Origin of the sequence: Paenibacillus pedocola (genome assembly GCF_031599675.1) — a bacterium.
Lineage (GTDB): Bacteria > Bacillota > Bacilli > Paenibacillales > Paenibacillaceae > Paenibacillus_AQ > Paenibacillus_AQ pedocola.
In genome coordinates this window covers 3,090,271-3,112,021 of record NZ_CP134223.1, presented here as the reverse complement: position 1 = coordinate 3,112,021, position 21,751 = coordinate 3,090,271, and the positions used below count along the sequence as shown (strand labels likewise).

Below are 21,751 nucleotides of genomic sequence, written 5' to 3'. Positions count from 1 at the left end.
CATTTTTTATATCTAGTCTGCTTGTTTTATCTAATCTTGATGTACCGCTCCTGAATCTGCTTCGCTATTGTAATCCGCTCCATCTTCAGCTCCCAGATCTGCTCTTTCCACCGGTAACTATCCTCTGAACCATCATTCGCTCTTAGCTTGTCAAACAATACCAGCAAATTACGATTAATATCATCGAACCGGTTCCACAGCTCCCGGACATTCTCTTCTCTTCTGTATTCTTCCGAGGCTCCCTTAAAATTCTTCAAACTCTCAATGATGTCAGCCTGCCACTGTCCATCGTTAATTGCTTTGGCATAGTTTAGAAGATCCAGATAATCATCGACTGACATGTGTACCGACTCCTTAATCCATTTATACCAAGTATTATACTCGGTATTATAGATATTGCAATAGTTCTTAAGGAGAAAAAAGCCATTCTGCATAAAAAAAAGCGGACATCTAAATGCCCGCAGTGGTCTGGTCTATGGATGTTACCTTTAAGCTGGCTGCTTTATCCCCGAAAGCACCTGTAATGCTCCAATCAGTTCATCCAAACGCTCAAATCCTGCAACCACCTGATCCACAATCGTCTTTTGTTCTTCAACACTGGCAAGTATTTCCCGCGAGGCAGCCCTGGACTCCTTTGTCACCGCTGATATGGAGTCGACTTCGCCAATGATTACACTTGAAGAGTTAGCCACATCCATCGATTTCTCCGCTGCTTCCTCTGCCTGCTTAACCACCTTCACAGCAATATTCGACAGCTCACGGAAGACTTCCTCCGATTGCTTGACCGTAGATTCACTGGACTCAATCATAAGCTTACCCTGCTCTATCTGGTTTGTCATCTGCATAACTTTTACTCTAAGATTGCCTAGACGCCCGGATATTTCCTCTGCGGATTGATTAGAATGCTCTGCCAGCTTACTTACTTGGGCGGTAATTACATCCAAACTCTGTCCATGATCGGTAGCGCCAGCTGCCTCCTTCGCAGTATTGATTGCGAGCCGGTTTGTCTCGGAAGCAATCGATTGAATCGTCTCAACAATGGAGCCAATGCTGTTATTTTGTTCATTAAGCTCGTCCATCACAGAGGTTATATTATCAATCATCGCACTGATTTCCAGTATGCTCTGTGATAACAAGGTTACCTGCTCATTGCCGCGTTCAACGGTCCGTGCAGAAGCATTCGACAGCTCGCGCATCATGCTGGAATTATCCGCCACTGTTTGAAGGGCCGTACCTGCAGCGCTAATGGCTTCTGAGATATCTCCGACGCTGGCTGCCTGGCTTTCAATCCCTTTGGTCATCTCGGCAAAGCCCATTGTCAGTTCGCTTGTAATGTACCCCGTGGTTATTACATTTCTTTGCAGCTTCTGTTTAAAAGCTCCCATCTCTTGAATCGAGTTTCTCATTTGATCCAACAGTGTCTCCATCCTTGCATTAGCCGCTTCAGATTCCGATGTTTGTCTGAATACATTCATGTTAAGCTGGCGGAAGAGTATGGAGAGCACAAATACTACCACAAGCGGAATAAACAGCTTTAGATTATCTCCCCATTGGTACGGAGGCGAATCGGAGACAGCAGGATGTATCCTGAAAACATTTAATTGGATGAAGCTGACTATACTGTAGACCAGCAGCGGGCCATATGTTGGATATAATAAAAGCAGCAGCGCAAACGTGAGTATCGTAATTAATTCCGGCTGCGTTAGGTTAGCATACAGGACCAGGAAGGATGAAAAGACAGCAATGAAATAGGGAATCTGCCGGGTGGCAATCTTTATCTTAACTGCACCGAACAGGAGTACATTCACAACTACACTAAGCGTGACAGCGATAAGTCCAGTTATCATCCCTTCCGATACCATGAGGAATATTGAGGCCAGTACAGAGATGAGTAATATAAGGTAGGCCATCATCAGATTCCGCCTGGCAATTAGATCGGTCTCAAATATACTATAATTGGATGAGGTGCTTAATGTCTGCACTGATTGTTTGTGACGTTCCCCCGGAATTCCCATATCCATTTTCTCTCACCCCTTCATCTTTATACAAAATGCATACAATTTTATATCGGTAAAAGGAGCCGTCCAATTTAGCTGACAAGCCGGAAGACAACAAAAAAGCAAGGACGGATGTAATGGATCCGCCCTTGCTTTACGTTAATTTATGAACTTCTGATGATGTATTACATTAATTTCTTAATATCATCCTTGATCTGTTCGGATTGGGGTCCAAAGACAATTTGCACTGCACCTTGCCCCAGTCTCATCACCCCGGATGCGCCTAGCTGCTTCAACGCGGCATCCTTGACTGCTTTTTCATCGTTCACGTTCAGCCGCAGTCGTGTAATACAGGCATCAATGGTGCGGATGTTGGAGGGCCCGCCGATATTCTCCAGTATCTTTGCGGCTCTTGATGACGAGGCTCCGCTTGTTCCCCCAACGCTAACTTCTTCAAATGTATCGTCCAGATCATCTTCGCGTCCTGGTGTCTTCAGGTTGAACTTCACAATAATGAAGCGGAACAACACATAATAGAGGACGAAGAAAGCAAGACCGACCGGGATAAGCATCCACGCATTGGTAGACTGCTTCATATTCAGAAGGTAGTCCAACAGACCGGCTGAGAACCCAAAACCGAGTTTGACCTCAAGCACGTACATCAGCAAACCTGCCAGACCTGTGAGAACGGCATGCACCAGATAGAGCAGCGGCGCCACGAACATGAAGGAGAATTCCAGCGGTTCGGTTATCCCTGTCAGGAAGGAAGCGATCGCCGAGCCGATGAAGATAGATGCAACCAGCTTACGTTTATCAGGCTTGGCGGTATGGATGAATGCCAGGGCTGCACCAGGCAATGCGAACATCATAATCGGGAAGAAGCCTGTCATGAACATCCCTGCAGTTTTGTCTCCGGCGAAGAACCGGGTAAGGTCACCATGCACCACTTCTCCTGCAGCATTCGTAAAGTCACCGATCTGGAACCAGGCAATTGTATTGATGACATGGTGCAGGCCGATTGGAATCAGCAAACGGTTGGCCGTACCGAAAGCGAACGCGCCGATTGCCCCGAGGCCTACTACCCAGTTTCCGAAATCACTGATAACGTCCTGAACCGGACTCCAGATCATTCCGATAAAGACGGCCAGGACCATCGTTGAAGCTGCGGTAATAATTGGAACGAATCGCTTGCCGGCAAAAAATCCGAGCCAGTCAGGCATTTTTACATTATGATATTTCTCGTAAAGGAATGCTGCCCACGCGCCGGCAAAGATCCCGCCAAGCACGCCCATATTTAGCACTACATCGTCATTAATGAAGGAAAATTGTAAGGGAACAATCTTCAGTACATTATTGAGCACCATATAAGCAATCAGCGCTGACAAGGCAGCAACAGCATCACCGGCAAATCCGATGGCTACCCCAATCGCGAAGATTAAGGCCAAATTTGAGAAGATGGCACCTGCGCCGGCATTTAGGAAAGGTCCAACATACTGATTCAAAAATCCGCCAACGGCACTCCCCAAATGGAAGTCCTTTTCGTAGTCAATTAATCCGAATCCTTGCAGAATAGCTGCCGCAGGCAAGGTTGCTACCGGAAGCATCAGGGACTTGCCTAACTTTTGTAAAAAAGCCAACATAATAAAATCATCTCCTCGATTTCATAATTGATAGTCGTGATTATTGTGCAGCTACTTTTAAAATGAGACCCGCTCCTGCGGTAACCTGCCCGTATAGGCATTCAACCTCTGGCGGAGTTTCCTCCATGCTCGTTACAATGACCGGCGAGATTGCGGATAACCCCGCAGACTTTATAGCCTCAAGATCAAACTCAATTAAAATCTGACCGGCTCGTACTGTGTCTCCCGTAGCCACATGACTCTTAAATCCGCTGCCCTTCAGGCTGACCGTATCGATCCCGATATGCAGCAGCAGCTGCAATCCGGAAGCGTGTTCAAGAATTAGTGCATGACCCGATTTGACAATATGGGCAACCTTACCGTCAAAAGGCGCCAATAGCTTGCCTTCCGCAGGCTCTATAGCGAGTCCTTTACCCATGTGCCCTCCGGCAAAGGTCTCATCGGGAACTTCCATTAACGGGACAGCCTGCCCGCTGATAGGCGCTGCAATTTCGATTATATGTCCAGTACGCTGCTCTTCTTTTTTGGATCTCCATTTGGAAAACATCCGCACCACTCCTCCCGGGCTGCTATTTATTTTTTTCTAAGGTTTGGAATAGCCGGTGCAAGTGCATAGCCAGGAAGCATAATTCCTCTTCAGGAACCTCCACGTCAAGTTTGCTCTGCATGACCTTTCCGAGTTTTTGCGCCAGCTTATATTCCGCTTTAAATTCTTTTTTAATATGCTTCACGAACGGATTGTCAATGAGCGATCCTTGCAAAATCCGTTCCAGGCTAAACCGCAGATGGATCATCAGCCGCACATGGTTCATACTGCCTTGCGCAAAAGTGATCTTACGCTCTGTCCGGATCAGATCAAGCAGTTCGTTAACAATGTTCGAAGCCTTCACCACCTGGCCCACAGGTACATTGCTCACCGCGGAATAGACATGATAGGTGAGAAAACCTATCTCATCTTCAGGAATCTGCACTTTGAATTCAGTGCTGATCTTCTCTGCCGCATTGGAAGCGATCTCAAATTCTTTGGGAAACGTCATTTTGGTTTCCTGTAGAAATGGATTAATGATATCCATTCCGCTTCTCAACCGGTAGATGGTAAATTGGATATGACTCGGGAGCGCCAAATAGATCTTGTCGTTTAACTTGCCGGGAAACTGAGAGGTGATATCCCCAATAATCTCATCCGTAATTCTCATTACTTTTGGATCAATGTCCTCCAGCAAAATCTGATACTGGCTCCATTCCTCCCGGTCTTCCAGGCGGAACAGTTTTTCGATCCGGTGATCATTGCTTTCAATCACTCCGGCATCTTTCACCGCAAAACCGATGCCTTTGCCGATAATGACATATTCCTTGCCGTTCTTGCTTCCCTGAACCATAACCACATTATTCCCGATCACCCGTAGTACTTGAAATTGTTCGATTTCCCGCGACAAGTTCTCCCTCCTCTCCTTAATTCAAAGATTTTTGCATTAAAAAGAGCCAAGAACCGTTCCATATGATTAATGGAGACAATCCTTGGCTCATGCCCTTTTACGGTAACACGCCATTTGTTTGTTGTATAAATGATCATTTATGAGACCATCATAAATCATAGCCCATATTTGAGTCAATGGTAAATTTAGAAAAGTCAAGGCGAGCCCATGTCCTATCCTTCCGCCGGTCTGATTAATCTGCACATCCGGGTTACAACATCCTGCAAGATAACCGGTTTACTCATGAAATCGGTGGCTCCAGCAGCCAGACATTTCTCCCGGTCTTCCTTCATGGTCTTGGCAGACACCGCTATAATCGGCAGCTCTGTCAGCAGCAGCTCTTCACGGATAATGGAGAGTGTGTCATAACCGTCCAGGTTCGGCATCATAATATCCAGCAGCACAATATCCACCTCAGGCTGCTCTCTGACAATTTGCAGGCATTCAAAGCCGGTCTGTGCTGTAAGAATGTTCATATCATAGGGGGCAAGCCCGTTCTGCAGAGCAAAAATATTACGTGAGTCATCATCTACGATCAGCACCGTCCGGCCATGCAGCTTGAGATGCTCCTTCTCGAACATGATGTTGTCATTTAATACTGCATCCTGCTCAACCGCTGCTGCAACCGGGGACAATGCTCCCAGCGGAATTAGAGGGATATCCGTCTCCTCTTGCAGATAAGGGAGGTAAAGTGTAAAGGTGCTCCCTTTCCCTTCTTCACTTTGCAGTGTGATATGTCCGCCCAGCAGCCTGGCCAGCTGAAGTGAAATGGACAGCCCAAGTCCTGTTCCTCCGTATTTACGTGCGGTTGTTCCGTCTGCCTGCCTGAAAGCTTCAAAAACGAGTTCACGGTTTGCTTCGGAAATACCGATACCACTATCTATTACCGCAAAAGCCAGCATCCGTTCCTGCTGGTAGTCTTGCGAAGCGAAGGGATTCTCCGCACAGCTTATCTTCACTTGAACAAAGCCATGCTCTGTAAATTTAAAAGCATTGGACAGCAAATTACGTAAAATCTGATGCATCCGCATCTCATCGGTGAAGAATAAGTCAGGTACATCCTCTTCAACCTGGACCGAAAATTCCAAGTTCCGTTTCGCTGCTGTTTTGTCAAAGTAGCCTGTGAGCAGCGCCGGAAGTTCAGTGAGATTAACCGCGTCCATCTCCACCTGCATTTTGCCGGCTTCAACTTTGGAATAATCAAGAATGTCATTAATCATGGCGAGTAAATCACTCCCGGAGGAATGAATCACAGATACATACCCCAGTTCTTCTTCGCTTAATGTGTTACTGCGGTTCTCGATAAGCAGCTGGGACAGAATCAGCATACTATTAAGCGGTGTGCGCAGTTCATGGGACATGTTAGCCAAAAATTCGCTTTTATAGCGCGAGCTTAGTTCCAGCTGCTTGTTATATCTATCCAGTTCAACAGCAGCATTCTCAGCTACAGATTTCTGGATTTCAAGCTCTCTGTTCAGAACAAGCAGTTCGTTCGTATGGTTCTGCAGTTCTTCTGCTTGAACCTGCAATTCCTCAGACTGCACCTGCAATTCCTCAGATTGTACCTGAAGCTCCTCATTCATCACCTGAGAATCATGATAGAGTGATTGAATCTCGCTGCGGGTGATCACAGAATTTAACGAGACGCTCATGGTCTTAAGGAGCTCTTCCAGAAGCTTCAAATGATATGGAGCCCACTTCGTGAGTGATGCAATTTCCAGAACGGCTAATGTCTTGTTCTCAAAAATGACCGGTGCAATCACCGCAAACCTCGGCGCGGTTCTGCCGAGTCCTGAATTGATACTAATATAGTCCTCCGGCAAATTCTCGATGAACTTGACTGACTTATCAAGGGCACTCTGTCCGACAAGTCCTTCACCCGGGTGAATTCGATCAGCACCGAACGAGGCATCTTTATCGCTGCTGCCTGCATAGGCGTACATCCGCTTATATACTTCTTCCTCATGATTCAGAACATAGATAGCACTATATTGGATCTCGAAAATTTTCGAAAGCTTATTCATAAAGACTTGACTCATTACTGAAAGATCGGTTGTTTCCTGCAGTATGAGAGACATCGCAGCCAGCTGTTCCGCACTCCATTGATCCTGCTGAATCTTATCGAGCAGCCCGTTAGTCGCTTCACCAAGATCATAAACTTCATCTACGGTCCTTACTTTAATCCGTTCAGACATGTTACCGCCGCCGGCAATATTGTTAATGGCCTGAATCACATGCTGTAATGGCCTTACGATGCTTGATGAGAGCAGATGTGTTATAAGGTAGGCCAACAGCGCTACTAGAGCCCACAAAATATACATCGTGTTAATGAGCTTATGATTCCCGTTCTTAAGACTCTTAATGCGTTCACTGGTAAGCGTCCGTTCTTTATCCCGGAAATAATCGGATTGTGTGCGGATTGAATCTATAATGGTTTTGCCGGAATCTTCCCGAAAGAACGCAGCGACTTCTGCATCCCGGCCGTTTTTCTTGAGGTTGACCACATATTGGCCAGCCAGCGAAAACCATTTTTCGATACCCGCTTTGATATTGTCCAGATTGTGCAATTGCTCCGGATTATCTGCAATCAGGGGCTTCAGTTTCGAGTAATTCACATCCCACTCGGATAGACCATCGTTATAGGGCTCCAGATAAGTGCTGTTTCCGGTGAGCGCATACCCTCTTTGTCCCGTTTCCATATCCAGTACATTTTTTTCTATCTGATATGTAAGCTCGTGAACCTTAATATCGTGATCGCTCAGGTAAACTGTTTCCTTCTCTAACTCAGAGATCCGATTCGAAACAATGATCAAAAACAGGCCTAACATTACTAAAATTACGACATAGCCAAGCGCGATTTTGCCTCGAATATTCAAGCTCCTAGCCTGTTTATTAAGCAAAGGTTCAACCTCCATCTTGCTTGCCAATATATACTGCCCCTCTAATTGTAAACCATGAAAATAATGTCAACAAGCCTCCGCTTGTCCGTGCTTATAAGTACCCTTCAGTGCGGGGAAGCTTGTCCTTTAACTGGCGCAGGTTACTCTCCAGCCTGATGATAATATCCTCCAGCTCAAGCGGATCAATGCCTCTGACAACAGGTGCCGGGGCTGCCGCTGCCGCCTTCGATTCTGCTCTCAATTCCCGCATCTCTATTTGCTGCTCCTGCCATTTATCCATCAAATCGGCAATCGTTGCATAAAAACGTTCGTAGTCCTTAATTACGCTATCCAGAAAGGTATCCACTTCCTCTGCATCGTAACCGCGCAGCTTCATACTGAACTCTTTCTCGTGAATGGTGAGTGCATCAAGTGTGATGCCGAGCTGGCTGAACAGCTTTCTTTGCTTATCCAGCCGGCGTTTCATATGTTCGTCCATGGTTGTGTCCTCCAAGCTTTATCTGTGTTTATTGGCAGTTCTCATTATAGCAGGCTGAAAGCAGCCTGAAAATATCACTAAAGTTGCAGTTTCCCGCTACAGGGCTCTGTTGATTGTCTGCCCGGTGAATAGGGTAAGGAGAAGAATACACTAACAAAAATACTCTAACTACTGAAAGGATGAGGGTACTATGAGTCATTTAACAGATTCACAGCTGGCCAAGCTTAAAGCGGCCTTGGAGCAGCATAAACAGGAACTTGAGCAGCATTTTAAAGATAACGGCGAAGAAAACAGCCTAATTGGCGACTCCCTAAAAATGTCTACCGGTGAACTCTCCTCTGTCGATAATCACCCGGCAGATTCAGGTACGGAGACCTTTGAAAGAAGTCGGGATCTCGGGATAAACCTCGCATTAAACGATGAATTGGCCGAAATCGATGCTGCGCTGCAGCGGATGGAAGACGGTACCTATGGCATCTGCATTGTAAGTAAACAGAATATCCCTTATGATCGTCTCGAAGCCATCCCGCATACCGCTTATGCAGTAGATTATTCTCCCGAACGTTCGAACTCCGGTGAACGCCCTGTCGAAGAACAGGTCATGACACCTCCGCCAGCCGGAGCAGGCCAGGGCCGCGAAGAGCAAAGCGGTCGCTTCGATGACGCAGGAGCATGGGACTCTGTAGAGGATTACGGCAGTGCTAGTTCCCCTGTCACACCTCCCGGACAAGACAACGGAGAAGGGGATTCCTGAGTCTAATAATTGTCTGTGACGGCTTTGTTTAATATGCCCAGGCAGCGGTCCAGATCCGTCTTCACCTGTTTTTTGTACAGTCTGGCTTTCTCCTCCCCGTCAGCCGTAAAATGATAAAGTACGATTTCCTGAAAATCGACCTTGGGATCATTCCCTTTCAGCTGCTTGGTGCGGTACAGTATTCCCTGCTGCACAAGTTCATGAAGGGCACGGTAAACCTCACTTTGGGGAGGTGAATAGCCATACGCCTTGAAATCTCTCCGCAAGTCCTCCAGCATCTGATACCCATACCCCTTATGCTGCTCAACCATCGTAATCAAATACACTTTAATAAAAGCCCGCTGGGCAATCATAAACGCCATGGAATCCCTCCTGATTGAACTTTGGTATAGTCAGTCATATTGTATAAAAACACCAAAACTTTCGGCACAACTCTAGTATAAACTCTATTTACCAACTTTCATAATTTGAATATACCAAGCTATTTTTGCGGAGCAGGGCCCACTTTTTCGCATCGGTTAGTAGATAGATAATACCAATGTTGGAATTTGATCGCAGGATGTAGAGAGGATTGTTTTAGTTGTTTTTCTATTGTGAATTTCTCATATGTTGTAATATGGTTATTAGTGTGCAGGTGTTTAAGGTAAAGTGGCGGAAGGGCGTCGGCCGAAAGTCCAAAAATACACTGTAATCAGTCTATCTCTACCTCTTTTTTGTTGATGCTCCTGCTGCCTAAGAATACCTGCCATTTATCGTAAAAAAAGACTGCATCCCGGGCATCAGCCCGAAAATGCAGTCTTTGTATTCAGAAATTTAAATGTATGGAATATCCTCAGTTATTCCGTTACATTCTGTTGCGGTTATACAGATCCGGGTCGCTGTCAGCGTTCATCGAACCCCGGTTGCCCAGTGTATTTCCGACGGTAGTGTCTTCCGGAATTAGGTCTGGATTCGTTGAGCCGTTGTTAGCGTACAAAGAGTCGTACCTGCTGGTGTTCAATGAGCGGTTGCCGCGGAAAACATCATGAATATCATGTCCTCTTCCGTTATCATCAACCAGGACGAGAATCTTACCGTTGTCGACATAACCCTCATATTCGCGTGCTTCATCTTCAGGAATGCCCATCCCGATCAATCCGCCGACGAGTCCGCCGGCACCGGCGCCGATAGCTGCGCCTGTCAGCGTCGCCACGATCGGTCCGGCAGCAAGAATCGGCCCGATACCCGGAATAGCCAACGCTCCGATACCGGCCAGCAGTCCGGCTACCCCGCCGACCACACCGCCTGTAGCTGCTCCGGTAGCTACTCCTTCCGGAGCCATGGTACCTGTATCATCAGAAATGTTTTTGAGTTCATCACGGTCTCTTGTGATAACCGAGATCTCATCATTACTAATCCCTTGTCTGTGCAGTCCTTCAATTGCTCTGGTCGCTTCTTGTTCCGTTTCGAAGATGCCTACGATTTTGTTAGTCACTTGAAGCCCTCCTTCGTAATTGTGGTTCGCTACATTATTACCCTATAACGGGTGAATCAAACAAGGTCATGCATTCAGATGAAATTATTTTATTTGGCCGGGCGCGTCCGGCTTGTCGGTTCAGCCTGTAACGGATCATCCGGCCAATAATGTTTGGGATAACGCCCTTTCAGATCCTTCTTCACCTCAAAATAAGTGCTCCGCCAGAAGCTGGCCAAATCAGAGGTGACCTGCATCGGCCGCCGTGCCGGAGAGAGCAGGTGCAGAAGCACAGGAACCTTTCCAAGCCCAATCCGCGGTGTATCCACCTGGCCGAACATCTCCTGCAGCCTTACCGCCAGTACTGGCGTCCCCGGATTTCCGTAGTCTAACGGTATACGTGATCCGCTGGGCACTGTAATATGTGTAGGCGCTTCTTTATCCAAGGTCTGGCGGCCGTTCCAATCGAGCATTCCTTCCAGCGCCTTGGATAAAGGCAGCCGCTGCAGATCCCGGAGATTGCGCATTCCCTGAATATACGGCCTCAGCCACTCCTGCAGGGATAGCAATAGAGCTTCGTCCGATACATCCGGCCAATCTGTCCGTACGGCATGCATGAAGGCCATCCGCTGCCGCAGCTGGATAGTGCCTTTATCCCACGGCAGCACTCCCAAGCCTTCCGCTGAGATTACAGACAGGAGCACTTCCTCCGTCTCTTCTGCGGTGGGGCGTTCATGGGTAGTTTCCTTTAGAGCCAGAGCACCAAACAGGGTCCTCCGGCGTGCTTTGACGCTTCCGCTCTCTTTATCCCAATAGACCTCCCGTTCCTCGGTCAGGCTGTCTGCGTGCTCCTTCAGCAGCTCGGCTTCCGGCAGGTCCGCAGCCAGGATAATCCGTCCCTGTCCGGCGCGGTCATCCACGCCGGCGGCAACAATATAGGGCGAGCGCGCGAGCGGCTGCCCTTCACGCATGGCTGCCCCCCGGCCGCCGGAGAGCAGAAACGCGCCATCGCCGCGTTTCTGCCCGACCCGGTCGGGATAGGCAAACGACAGCAGCAGGCCTATGCGGCTGAGGTCGCCGGGCACTTCCCCCGGCGCGGCCTGCAGCTGCGCCAGGAGGTTACGGCTCTCGCGCTGCACCGCGCGCAAGATTGCCGGGTCCGCGCCTCCGCTGTCGCCGGAGCGCTCGTACCTCAGCAGCGCCTCCACGCGCAGCGTGAGGTCGCTGCTCTGATTCGCGGGACCCTTGAAGAGGTCCCGCTCCTGCAGCAGCGCCGCCAGCCGGCAGGCGAGCGGCGCTTCGCCAAGCGTTGCCGCGCGCAGCAGCATATGCGCGGCACGCGGGTGCGCGCCAAGCGCGGCCATGCTGCGGCCGTGCGGCGTGATTGCGCCGCCGGCGTCCAGCGCGCCGAGCTGGCGCAGCAGCGCCACGCCCTGCGCGTAAGGCGCGGCAGGCGGCGCGTCCAGCCAGGGCAGCGCGGCTGGATCACGCACACCCCACAGCGCCAGTTCCAGGGCGAGCTGCGCCAGGTCGGTTTCCATGATTTCCGGCACATTGTCATCCGGAAGACGGGCATGCTCCTCCCTGCTCCACAGCCTGTAGCAGACACCCGGTGCCGTCCGGCCCGCCCGGCCGCGCCGCTGGTCGGCCGATGCCTTCGATACCGGCACCGTTGTCAGCCGCGGCATGCCGGTACGCGGCGAGAATACCTGGGTGCGCCTCAGGCCAGTATCAATTACCGTACGCACCCCTTCGATCGTTAAGCTCGTTTCGGCGATGGAAGTCGCCAGCACGACCTTGCGCTCGCCGGGTACAGCCGCGGCCACCGCAGCATCCTGCTTTGCCTGCGGAAGCTGGCCGTACAGCGGCCGCACCACCGTTCCAGCCGGAAGCCGGCTCCCTTCAAGCTCGCGTTCGGTCCGGCGGATCTCCCGTTCACCGGGCAGAAACACAAGCACATCCCCAGGCTGCTCAGCGAGTGCGCGCAAGACAGCCGCTGCAGCAGCTTGCTCCAGCGGAGTATCGCGCTGTGGAGGAGCATAGAACGTCTCTACCGGATAGGTCCGACCCGGACAATCCACCAAGGCAGCGCCGCCCAGCAGCGCCGAAACACGCTCACCGTCCAGCGTAGCCGACATGATCAGAATCCGCAGGTCCTCACGCAGAACAGACTGTGCCTCAAGTGTCAGGGCAAGCCCCAAATCGGCATGGAGACTGCGCTCATGAAATTCATCAAAGATAACAAGCCCGACATCCCCAAGTGAAGGATCGCTCTGCAGCATCCGTGTCAGCACGCCTTCAGTAACTACAACAATCCGTGTCTGCTTGCCGACCTTACTGTCCATTCTCATCAGGTAACCGACAGTCTGCCCGACTTGCTCCCCGAGGCAAGCAGCCATGTACACAGCCGCTGAACGGGCGGCGAGCCGTCTGGGCTCCAGCATCAGAATCGTTTTGCCGTCCATCCAGGGCTCGTCCAGAAAAGCCGGAGGCGTACCGGTCGTTTTTCCTGCTCCGGGTTCGGCAATCAGCACAGCGGCTTTACTGCTTTCTAGTATTTTTTTCAGGTCAGGGAGCACCTGCATAATTGGAAGCTGCTTCATCATTTCTCTCCATAACTATTATAGTCTCAGGAACATTTGGACACCCTGGTCTCCAAACTCTTCACTTTATAATCATGGGCGAAACTGTGCCGGATTTCAAGATGCTGTTATTCCACAAAAAAAAGCATTCAATCCAAACGGATTCGAATGCTCTGCACTACTCTATTTCTCATCATTCAGTAAATGCTGGCGGACTTGTTCGCCATATTCTATGAATACGCTGCTGCTCTCCAAACCGCGTTCACGCAGCAGCTCCTGCAGCCTCATCCGTTTTGCAGTCAATTTAGTACGAAGCGACTTCATCTCACCGGGATCCCCGCTGCTGTGGCAGGCCGCGAGCAATCCCTCCAGTGTTACACATTCGCTCCGCAGGATGATTTCTTCCGGCAGGATACCGGCGTTTTTCATAATTTTGAACGACATCCGCAGATCTTCAGGAACTCCGGACAGGTCCTCCAGCTCCAGCGGCTTCCCATGGCCCGGCAAATCTTCAAATTCACCGTTCCTCATCGCTTCCTGGATCCGCTGTTCCGCCAGCCATGACAGGTTTGCCATGTTTACCACTCCTTCTTCGTTTACAGTCCAGCCGAAGCTTGACTGAGCAGCTCCGCGAAGAGCTCAAAATTTACCGGTTTACCTTCCAGCAATTTGGCTGTAATCCGTTCCGGTTTGCCGGGCTCAAACACTCCCTCCGGTACTTCGAGCTCCTCCGCATTAAAGATCGTAAAGGTGACCCATCCCTTAGCTGTTGTAATCACTGCCGCATATTTCCCGTTCTTGAGAAAATGCGGTTTGCCGTATTGCAGCCGCTCCTGCACTTCCGGGATGGATTCATGAATCAGCTGGCGGAGTTTATTGCAGATTTCAATTTGCCAGGGCTGTTTGACACTGTTTATAAAATCCGTAACCTGTTCATTCATGGGATCACCTTTTCTCTATAGTATATGATGATTTACATCCTACTGCCTGGCTGCGGCGGCGATATCACGGCTCTCCAGAATCTCCCGGTCAAACCCCCGGCTGGCTACATGAATCATGGCTTGTCCGATCTCTCTCAGCGTAACCGCATAGTTAGGAAACAGCAGCCGGAGCAGGGGATACAGCCATTGTATTGCATAGTAATACCTGTGGGTCCGGGTCAGCCCCGGTGTAGGACGGATAAATGCCGGACGGAAAAAATATGTTCTGGCAAAAGGCAGCTTGTTTAGTGCATTCTCCGTCTTCCCCTTTACTCGGGCCCACATGCTGCGCCCCTGTTCAGTTCGGTCCGTTCCGTAGGCAGTTACATAACAGAAAACCATTCCCGGATTCTGCTCCGCAAAAAACGTTGCCATATATAGCGTGAGATCATGTGTCAGTCGGGTATATGCTGCCTCGCTTACTCCTGCCGAGGTGGAACCCAGACAAAAAAAGCAGGCATTATATCCGCGCAGCTGCTCTTGAATTCCGGAAAGATCAAAAAAATCTGTAAGCAAAATTTCAGTCAGTTTGTAATGGGTAATCCCGCAGGTCCTCCGGTTTATAACCAGAACCTCTTCGACATCCGGATGAGCTAAGCATTCGTGCAGCACACCTTCGCCTACCATTCCCGTTGATCCGGTGATTAGCACGCGAATAGCTTGAGCTGATGATGTTGACAGAGTAGACATGATATCGTTCCTACTTTCTGCTTCAGGCTATGCAGAGATTTTACCATAACTTGTATCTTTTACAACCCTATATAGACGCGAAGCAGCCCTACTCCTGATCTAAGACCACAGAGTAAGGCTGCCAGCTTAAAATGTAGTATAACATTGTCTTTACTGCGTTTTATCAGATTAACTTAACAGCGATTCTGCACCATCAATCACGATCTGCGCTCCAGTGATATGAATCGATTCATCGGAAGCAAGGAAAGAGACAAGATCAGCGACATTCTCCGCTTTACCCGGCCCGTCCGCGAGCGGCTGGGCACCTTCGGGGAACTCAATCGGGATGACGATTTCCTCCACATCCTCATTGAATTCTGTCGTTTCATCGATGTTCGTTGAAATCGCACCCGGACAGATTACATTCACGCGGATTTTGAACTTCGCCAGCTCCAGCGCAGCCATTTTGGCAAATGCCACCTGTCCCGCTTTGGTCGTGCTGTAGGGCGACCAGCCGAAGCTGGTAAACCGCGTGTTTCCGTTGATCGAGCTCGTAATGATGATGCTGCCCTTGCCTTTTTCCTTAAGGTGGGGAATGGTATATTTAAGCGTCAGAAATGTTCCGGTCAGATTGACCGACATCGTACGCTCCCAATCGCTTAGGCTCAGCTCCTCAATCGGACCAACGGCACCATTAATTCCTGCATTGGCAAACACAATATCCAGACTCCCGAAATGCTCGATTGTTTTCCGTACCGCCTCTTCCATCCGCTCTGCATCGGAAGTATCGACATCAATGGCCAGTGCACAGTCCTTGCGCAGCTTATTCAGCTTCTGCTCCAGTACTGAGGTACGTTCATTCACCAGGTCAAAAAGAGCTACATTAGCGCCTTCACGCGCCATCTGGATGGCCGTCGCCCGGCCGATCCCCGAGCCCGCACCTGTAATTATGGCTGTTTTACCGACGAATCGCTGTTTTTTAGCTATATTTGGGCTCATATGTACACTCTCCTTCCACATTATCCATATTCATGGCTCTGTTTCAAGATTACCCAAATGTACCTTGTTTATAATCACTTTGTGCAAAAGTTGCACAAAATGAGACTATTATTTTTTTATCATTTTTTTAAACGGACAGCATTAGTGATTTGTGATTCCAGATCCTTTAATGTTTTACCTGTAATCGTATCAATGGCTTCAATATCAACGCCTTCGATTGAAAATACTATCTTTTCTTTTCTGCTCTCAGTCAGTACTTCCTTCTCCGTATTTTTATTGCTATTGAATTTTAGTGTACCTTTATTGGTTTGATCAATTTCAATTTGAAATGGTACAGAAGCTGGAGTGAAAATATTCTTCGGCTCAACTTTTTTTAGAAACAAAATATATTTTCGCCCTTTTTCAGGTTGTGTATAATTGGGCAGATCAATCTTAGCCTCATATTGCTGACCTTCCACAACCGTGCTTAGCTGTTGATAATGAGGTATCGCAACCTCTATTTGCCCGCTTACATCACCATAGTTTACTTTATCAATAACAAATTGATAGACATCACTGATATATTTTTCACCCATATCCCAGTTGTCGATGAATTCTTCGTAGTGTCCGGTTACAATATAATCCGCAAAACCCACAAGACCGCTCAGATCACCGCTTACTGCATAATCCGGATGACTGGTTACGGCAATAATTTCAGGTTCACCTGTGGCAGAACTCTCAGCGAAGTTGTTTATTAATATTAGCGCTATAGCTGCTATTAGAGCCACTGTGAAGATGAGTGTTATTACCATGCGTTTTCCTTTAATGATCACAGATATTCCTCCCGCAACAAATAATCCATTATATCCCATAAGTATAACGCATAATCTGTTTGGGAGTTGCAGCTATCCCTGATTCAACACAAACAGCGCGCACCAATAAATTCGGGCACGCGCTGTCTCATTCTATTTTGTACTAACCCATCTAATTCTCCAGTTTGCGAACATCCACTTTGACCGTCAATGTCCCGGATACACCACGGTATACGCCTTTTACCGGCACGATATCCTTGTAATCCCGGCCATGCCCGAGCTTAATGTACCGCCAGTTCACTTCCACGTTATTCGTCGGATCAAAGCCCAGCCATCCCGTACCGGGAATATGAGTCTCTACCCAGGCATGCGAGGCCTGCTCGAAATCCGCATTTCCGCCCTGCAGGTCACCGACAAAATGGTACCCGCTGACGTATCTGGAAGGCAAGCCGACACTGCGGCAGACCGCAATCATCAAATGGGCATAATCCTGACAGACACCGCGTTTAAGCTTTAGTGCCTTTTTTACCGTGGTATTTACACTCGTAGCCTCGGGATCATAAGTAAACTGTTCATAGATCGTTGAGGATAGCTTCTTGGTCCATTCATACATATCGTCCGCTTCGTCAAAAGGATGCTGTGAAGCAAACTCAACCAGTTCAGGCGTCACTTCCGTATAGCGTGTCGGTAAAATGAACTCAATATACCGGTTCTGGAACTTCTCATCATTCAGCAGCCTGACCTGTTCTTCCAGCGGAAGATGCGGCAGATCTGCACCCTGGGCTTTATCAAGCGTAACAACGGTCGCCTTGGTATGAATAATCATTTCCGTATGCGGCTTATTGACGGAATAGGCATGCACCCGGTTACCGAAAAAATCCTCATAGGTCAGCAGGTTAGCGGCTGGAGTTACCTCTACCTCGTGATGATAACAGGACTGCCGGTAGTTTGTGCGCGGGGTCAGCCTGACTTCATTGACACTGTCCGTAACCGGTTCGGGATATGTGTAGGTTGTCGTATGGTTGATCTGTATTTTCATACACGTACTCCTTCACGCCGAAAAAAAGCGCCCTCCATCGTTTTCCCTAATCTTTGGCAGGATATCTTCAGTGAATTCAGTACATCATCGACGAGATCGCCGGACATTTCTTCTTTTTCCATATAATCGAGATCGGCTTTGATTTTACCGGCTTGGCGGATTACCTTCTCATGTCCCGAACCTTTCTCGGAGGTATCCAGCTCAAGTTTGGCTAAATGCTCCTCCAGCTTATGGAATGAGAAGCGGATCGAACGCGGGAAATAGGCATTTACAATCAGGAACTCCAGAATGCATTCCGGTGACATATCATCCGCATAATAACGCCGGAAAGCCTGGTAGCCGCTCACGGATTTCAACACTGCCTGCAGCTGGGTGTATATAGAGTTGATCTCCTTCGATTTGCAGGATACGGTAACGGCCTGCAGAATCCGCGTCGTATTCTCGGCCCGTTCGAGGAACCGCCCGCTTTCAATAAAATGCCATTCGTTGCCTCTCAGCATCACTGACTGCTCTGCCCCCAGGAACATTGCCGTGCGCTCCTTGATTTGCTGGTAGAACTGATGCGGCCCGCTCATGATATCCGCCACCGACTGTTCCCCAAGCCAGAGATTGAAGCCATTGGCAATATCCCAGAGCTCGCTGGGCAGATGCTGGCGCAGCGTGCGCAGATTATTCCGTGCTTGATGCACGCAAGAAAATAAGGAATTAGCATTGCCGAGGTCCAGCGTGATAAAGGACAATACATCTTGTTCAGCAAAGCTCTCGAATTGCTGCAGGTATTCATTTCTGACACCGAGGGCATCGATCAGCCGTGACCATTTATGTCCCTCCGCCTGAAAATCCTCTTCCTGCTGAATGTGATAATGAACATCGATTAGCCGCGCATGATTCTCCGCCCGTTCAATATACCGTCCAATCCAAAACAAAGCTTCCGCATTGCGATTCAGCATCGTTACCACTCCTCCACCTAACCCATATTGATGCCGCAATTTGTTCATTCATAAGCTTATTCTCCGGCCCTATGCCATAACCCAGGTGTCCTTGACCCCGCCGCCTTGGGAAGAGTTGACGACCAGCGAGCCTTCTTTCATGGCTACCCGGGTCAGTCCGCCTGGAATCACATGAGGCTTACGGTCTGCCCCCATCAGCACAAATGCCCTCAGATCGATATGACGCGGTGCCATCGTTGCGCCGGACAGTACAGGTGCTCTGGATAATGACATAATCGGCTGCGCGATATATCGGGCCGGATCAGCCAGAATTTTCAGCCGGAAGTCTACCAGTTCTTCCTTTGTAGCCTCACTTCCGATCAACATACCGTATCCGCCGGACAACGAGGTTTCCTTGACCACCATCTCGGACAGATTATCGAGTACGTACTGGCGTTCCTGCGGCCGGGACAGCAGATAGGTGGGCACGTTGCCCAAAATCGGCTCCTCGTTAAGGTAATAACGGATCATATCCGGAACAAAGACGTACATGGCTTTGTCATCGGCGACTCCCGTTCCCGGAGCGTTAGCGATGGCGATGTTGCCTGCCCGGTACGCATTCATGAGACCGGCGACACCCAGAAGTGAGCTGGGCTGAAAGGCCAGAGGATCGATAAAATCATCATCCAAACGGCGGTATAGCACATCCACCCGGCGCAAGCCGTTCATTTCCTTTAAATAAATCTTGTGATCCTGTGCTACCAGATCGCGTCCTTCTACCAGATGAATGCCCATTTGCTGAGCCAGATAAGCATGTTCATAGTAAGCTGAGTTATATTCCCCGGGTGTCAAGAGCGCAATTACCGGATCTTTTGTCCGCGACGGGGACAGGCTGCGCAGCACAGACAGGAATCGGTTCAAGCTGTGATCCACATCTCTAATCGAACTGGCAAAAGACAATTCCGGGAACAGCTGATTCATAAGTGATCTGCCTTTAAATAGGTAGGAGAAGCCTGAAGGAGTTCGCAGATTGTCTTCAAGCACGTAATATTCACCGTCATGATGGCGGATCAGATCAATGCCGGAAGTGGTGACATATGCGCCGCCCGGGACTCTCAGTCCCGCCATTTCCGGACGGAAATACACATTGGAGATAATCATTCGCCGCGGTACAATTCCATCCTTAACAATGTACTGCTCATGGTAAATATCATGTATGAATAAATTAAGAGCCGTAATCCGCTGGACAATTCCAGCCTCAAGTCTTTCCCATTCGCCCTTTGGAATAATCCGCGGAATCATATCGAAAGGAATCGTACGCTCCATCGGTTGATCCTGAGCCGGGTTGTACAGTGTAAAGGTAATTCCCTCTTCCATCATCCGGCGCTGCATCAGTCTTTGCTTGCCTTGCAGCTCTTCGGGGCTCATTCCGGAAAACATGCGGCCCACATGTTTGTAATGCGGCCGGATACTCCGTTCATCGGCAAACATTTCATCAAAAAAATGCTGCAGCGGATACGGGGAAATACCGGGCAAAGGATCTAATTTGGACATGAGCCCGACTCCTTTCGGATCATCAAAATGTGTGAAGTTTGTTGACAAGAATCCTTATATTTTAAGGATTTTACTCGAAAATATAAAATACTACTTTAATAATACGTAAATGCTAATCTTTATGTCAATATATATAACAGCAATATGGAGTTTATGAACCATCCCTCATAAATGGAATCGCTTCCTTTCTCACATGGTTATTTAGAGGGAGCTGAGATGTGAATTATACATAGAATTGTATGCAGGAGCGTTGACAAGCAGTACTATTATGAATTTTTCATATGTTGTATTTTTTATGTGTTTATTGTTCAATTGCCTGAATCGTTTTTTCTTCTACTAAAAAGACGCATTCGCGGCTGTCCCTTCAAACGTAAAAAAGGCCCGATCTCCAGTTAAAACTGGAAACGGGCCTTTTGATGTTCGTTCTGGAGCTGGTTATGCTAAATCCTGTTGTCTTATCGATAATCGTATATGGGGGAGAGTCTGTTTACTCCTGGTCTTCAGCCTGCTCTTCCTCGCTGATCATCCCTGCAAATAAGGCATGCACGAATTGGCTGGAATCAAAGGTCTGCAAATCGTCCATCTTTTCACCGAGCCCGACAAGCTTCACCGGCAAATTCATTTCCTGGCGGATGGCTACGACAATACCGCCTTTGGCGGTGCCATCCAGTTTGGTAAGCACGAGTCCGGTTACACCGCTTTTTTCACCAAATAGCTTGGCCTGGCTCAAAGCATTCTGCCCGGTGGTTGCATCCAGCACCATCAGCACCTCATGCGGTGCACTCGGAATTTCACGCTGAATGACCCGGAAAATCTTGTTCAGCTCTTCCATCAGATTGCTCTTATTCTGCAGTCTGCCTGCTGTATCGCAGATCAGCACATCCACGTTCCGCTGCTTCGCTGCCTGTACGGCATCGAACATCACCGCAGCCGGGTCGGACCCCGCCTGCTGTTTAATAACATCTACGCCAGCCCGCTGACCCCAGACTTCCAGCTGCTCAATCGCTCCGGCACGGAACGTATCACCTGCAGCCAGGAGAACCTTTTTACCTTCTTGTTTGTAGCGGTGCGCCAGCTTGCCGATTGTCGTAGTCTTTCCGACACCGTTGACTCCAACAAACAAAATAACGGTGATACCGTCAGGATTCTCCTTCAGGCTATTGTCGTCATCACCGCGCAGCAGCTCCATCAGCTTGCGGGAGAGAATCGGCTGCAGCTCCGCTGCATCCTCAATTCGCTTCTGCTTCACTTCGGTTCGCAGCTCTTCTACGAGCGTCATTACCGTGTTTACGCCTACGTCTGCACCGATCAGAATTTCTTCCAGTTCCTCGTAAAACTCTTCATCTATCTTTTTGCGGCGGATGATCAGATCTGAGACCTTCTCGACGAAGCCCTTGCGGGTCTTCTCCAGTCCGTCGCGGAAGCTTTTGGTCACACTTTCCGTTTTACCGGAAATGCTTTCTTTCAATTTTTTAAAAAAGCTCATATGGTTCCTCCTAAAAATTTTATGG

General features: G+C 48.9%; 20 protein-coding genes. 1 reads left to right on the top strand and 19 read right to left on the bottom strand.

Features of this window, described 5'->3' with window-relative positions:
* Positions 1-26: 26 nt before the first annotated feature.
* The 7 genes from QU597_RS13465 to QU597_RS13435 form a co-directional block, all read right to left on the bottom strand.
* A complete protein-coding gene (locus QU597_RS13465) occupies positions 27-341 on the bottom strand; it encodes a hypothetical protein (protein WP_310833079.1) in 315 nt (104 codons plus the stop codon).
* A 147-nt stretch (positions 342-488) separates the two neighbouring features.
* On the bottom strand, positions 489-2,021 hold the full coding sequence (locus tag QU597_RS13460) for a methyl-accepting chemotaxis protein (RefSeq protein ID WP_310833078.1): 1,533 nt from the start codon (positions 2,019-2,021) through the stop codon (positions 489-491).
* Positions 2,022-2,182: 161 nt separating this feature from the next.
* Entirely contained in the window at positions 2,183-3,637 is a 1,455-nt protein-coding gene (gene nagE, locus QU597_RS13455) for an N-acetylglucosamine-specific PTS transporter subunit IIBC (RefSeq protein ID WP_310833077.1), read from the bottom strand.
* Positions 3,638-3,677: 40 nt separating this feature from the next.
* The gene (locus QU597_RS13450; RefSeq protein ID WP_310833076.1) at positions 3,678-4,184 is read right to left on the bottom strand and encodes a PTS sugar transporter subunit IIA; all 507 of its coding nucleotides are present in this window, start codon (positions 4,182-4,184) and stop codon (positions 3,678-3,680) included.
* Between the two features lie 22 nt (positions 4,185-4,206).
* Positions 4,207-5,073: a PRD domain-containing protein gene (locus tag QU597_RS13445; RefSeq protein ID WP_310833075.1), complete on the bottom strand. Its 867-nt coding sequence runs from the start codon at positions 5,071-5,073 to the stop codon at positions 4,207-4,209.
* Positions 5,074-5,285: 212 nt separating this feature from the next.
* Positions 5,286-8,012: a CHASE3 domain-containing protein gene (locus tag QU597_RS13440; protein WP_310833074.1), complete on the bottom strand. Its 2,727-nt coding sequence runs from the start codon at positions 8,010-8,012 to the stop codon at positions 5,286-5,288.
* A gap of 91 nt (positions 8,013-8,103) precedes the next feature.
* Positions 8,104-8,490 (bottom strand): DivIVA domain-containing protein, encoded by a 387-nt coding sequence (locus QU597_RS13435; RefSeq protein ID WP_054940428.1) that lies wholly within the window; start codon positions 8,488-8,490, stop codon positions 8,104-8,106.
* A 190-nt stretch (positions 8,491-8,680) separates the two neighbouring features.
* Between QU597_RS13435 and QU597_RS13430 the strand changes: the two genes are divergently transcribed.
* Complete coding sequence (locus tag QU597_RS13430; RefSeq protein ID WP_310833073.1) at positions 8,681-9,244, top strand: TraR/DksA C4-type zinc finger protein; 564 nt, start codon at positions 8,681-8,683, stop codon at positions 9,242-9,244.
* A 2-nt stretch (positions 9,245-9,246) separates the two neighbouring features.
* Here the strand turns inward: QU597_RS13430 and QU597_RS13425 are convergent, their stop codons facing one another.
* The 12 genes from QU597_RS13425 to ftsY form a co-directional block, all read right to left on the bottom strand.
* A complete protein-coding gene (locus QU597_RS13425; protein WP_206104671.1) occupies positions 9,247-9,606 on the bottom strand; it encodes a replication termination protein in 360 nt (119 codons plus the stop codon).
* Between the two features lie 482 nt (positions 9,607-10,088).
* Positions 10,089-10,718 carry a general stress protein gene (locus QU597_RS13420; protein ID WP_310833072.1) on the bottom strand — a complete coding sequence of 210 codons (630 nt, stop codon included), beginning with the start codon at positions 10,716-10,718 and terminating at the stop codon, positions 10,089-10,091.
* Positions 10,719-10,807: 89 nt separating this feature from the next.
* Positions 10,808-13,300: an ATP-dependent helicase HrpB gene (hrpB, locus tag QU597_RS13415; protein WP_310833310.1), complete on the bottom strand. Its 2,493-nt coding sequence runs from the start codon at positions 13,298-13,300 to the stop codon at positions 10,808-10,810.
* 162 nt (positions 13,301-13,462) lie between these two features.
* Positions 13,463-13,855 carry a DnaJ family domain-containing protein gene (locus QU597_RS13410; RefSeq protein ID WP_310833071.1) on the bottom strand — a complete coding sequence of 131 codons (393 nt, stop codon included), beginning with the start codon at positions 13,853-13,855 and terminating at the stop codon, positions 13,463-13,465.
* A 20-nt stretch (positions 13,856-13,875) separates the two neighbouring features.
* On the bottom strand, positions 13,876-14,220 hold the full coding sequence (locus QU597_RS13405) for a DUF1801 domain-containing protein (protein WP_310833070.1): 345 nt from the start codon (positions 14,218-14,220) through the stop codon (positions 13,876-13,878).
* A 39-nt stretch (positions 14,221-14,259) separates the two neighbouring features.
* Positions 14,260-14,949 (bottom strand): NAD-dependent epimerase/dehydratase family protein, encoded by a 690-nt coding sequence (locus tag QU597_RS13400; RefSeq protein WP_310833069.1) that lies wholly within the window; start codon positions 14,947-14,949, stop codon positions 14,260-14,262.
* Positions 14,950-15,117: 168 nt separating this feature from the next.
* On the bottom strand, positions 15,118-15,927 hold the full coding sequence (locus QU597_RS13395) for an SDR family oxidoreductase (protein WP_310833068.1): 810 nt from the start codon (positions 15,925-15,927) through the stop codon (positions 15,118-15,120).
* A gap of 119 nt (positions 15,928-16,046) precedes the next feature.
* A complete protein-coding gene (locus QU597_RS13390; protein WP_310833067.1) occupies positions 16,047-16,739 on the bottom strand; it encodes a hypothetical protein in 693 nt (230 codons plus the stop codon).
* Between the two features lie 151 nt (positions 16,740-16,890).
* The gene (locus QU597_RS13385) at positions 16,891-17,757 is read right to left on the bottom strand and encodes a transglutaminase family protein (RefSeq protein ID WP_310833066.1); all 867 of its coding nucleotides are present in this window, start codon (positions 17,755-17,757) and stop codon (positions 16,891-16,893) included.
* On the bottom strand, positions 17,754-18,707 hold the full coding sequence (locus QU597_RS13380; protein ID WP_310833065.1) for an alpha-E domain-containing protein: 954 nt from the start codon (positions 18,705-18,707) through the stop codon (positions 17,754-17,756). Before QU597_RS13380 ends, QU597_RS13385 begins: the two co-directional genes overlap by 4 nt.
* Positions 18,708-18,776: 69 nt before the next feature.
* Complete coding sequence (locus tag QU597_RS13375; RefSeq protein ID WP_310833064.1) at positions 18,777-20,240, bottom strand: circularly permuted type 2 ATP-grasp protein; 1,464 nt, start codon at positions 20,238-20,240, stop codon at positions 18,777-18,779.
* Between the two features lie 487 nt (positions 20,241-20,727).
* Positions 20,728-21,726, bottom strand: coding sequence for a signal recognition particle-docking protein FtsY (gene ftsY, locus QU597_RS13370; protein WP_310833063.1), 999 nt, complete (start codon positions 21,724-21,726; stop codon positions 20,728-20,730).
* Between the last annotated feature and the right edge of the window lie 25 nt (positions 21,727-21,751).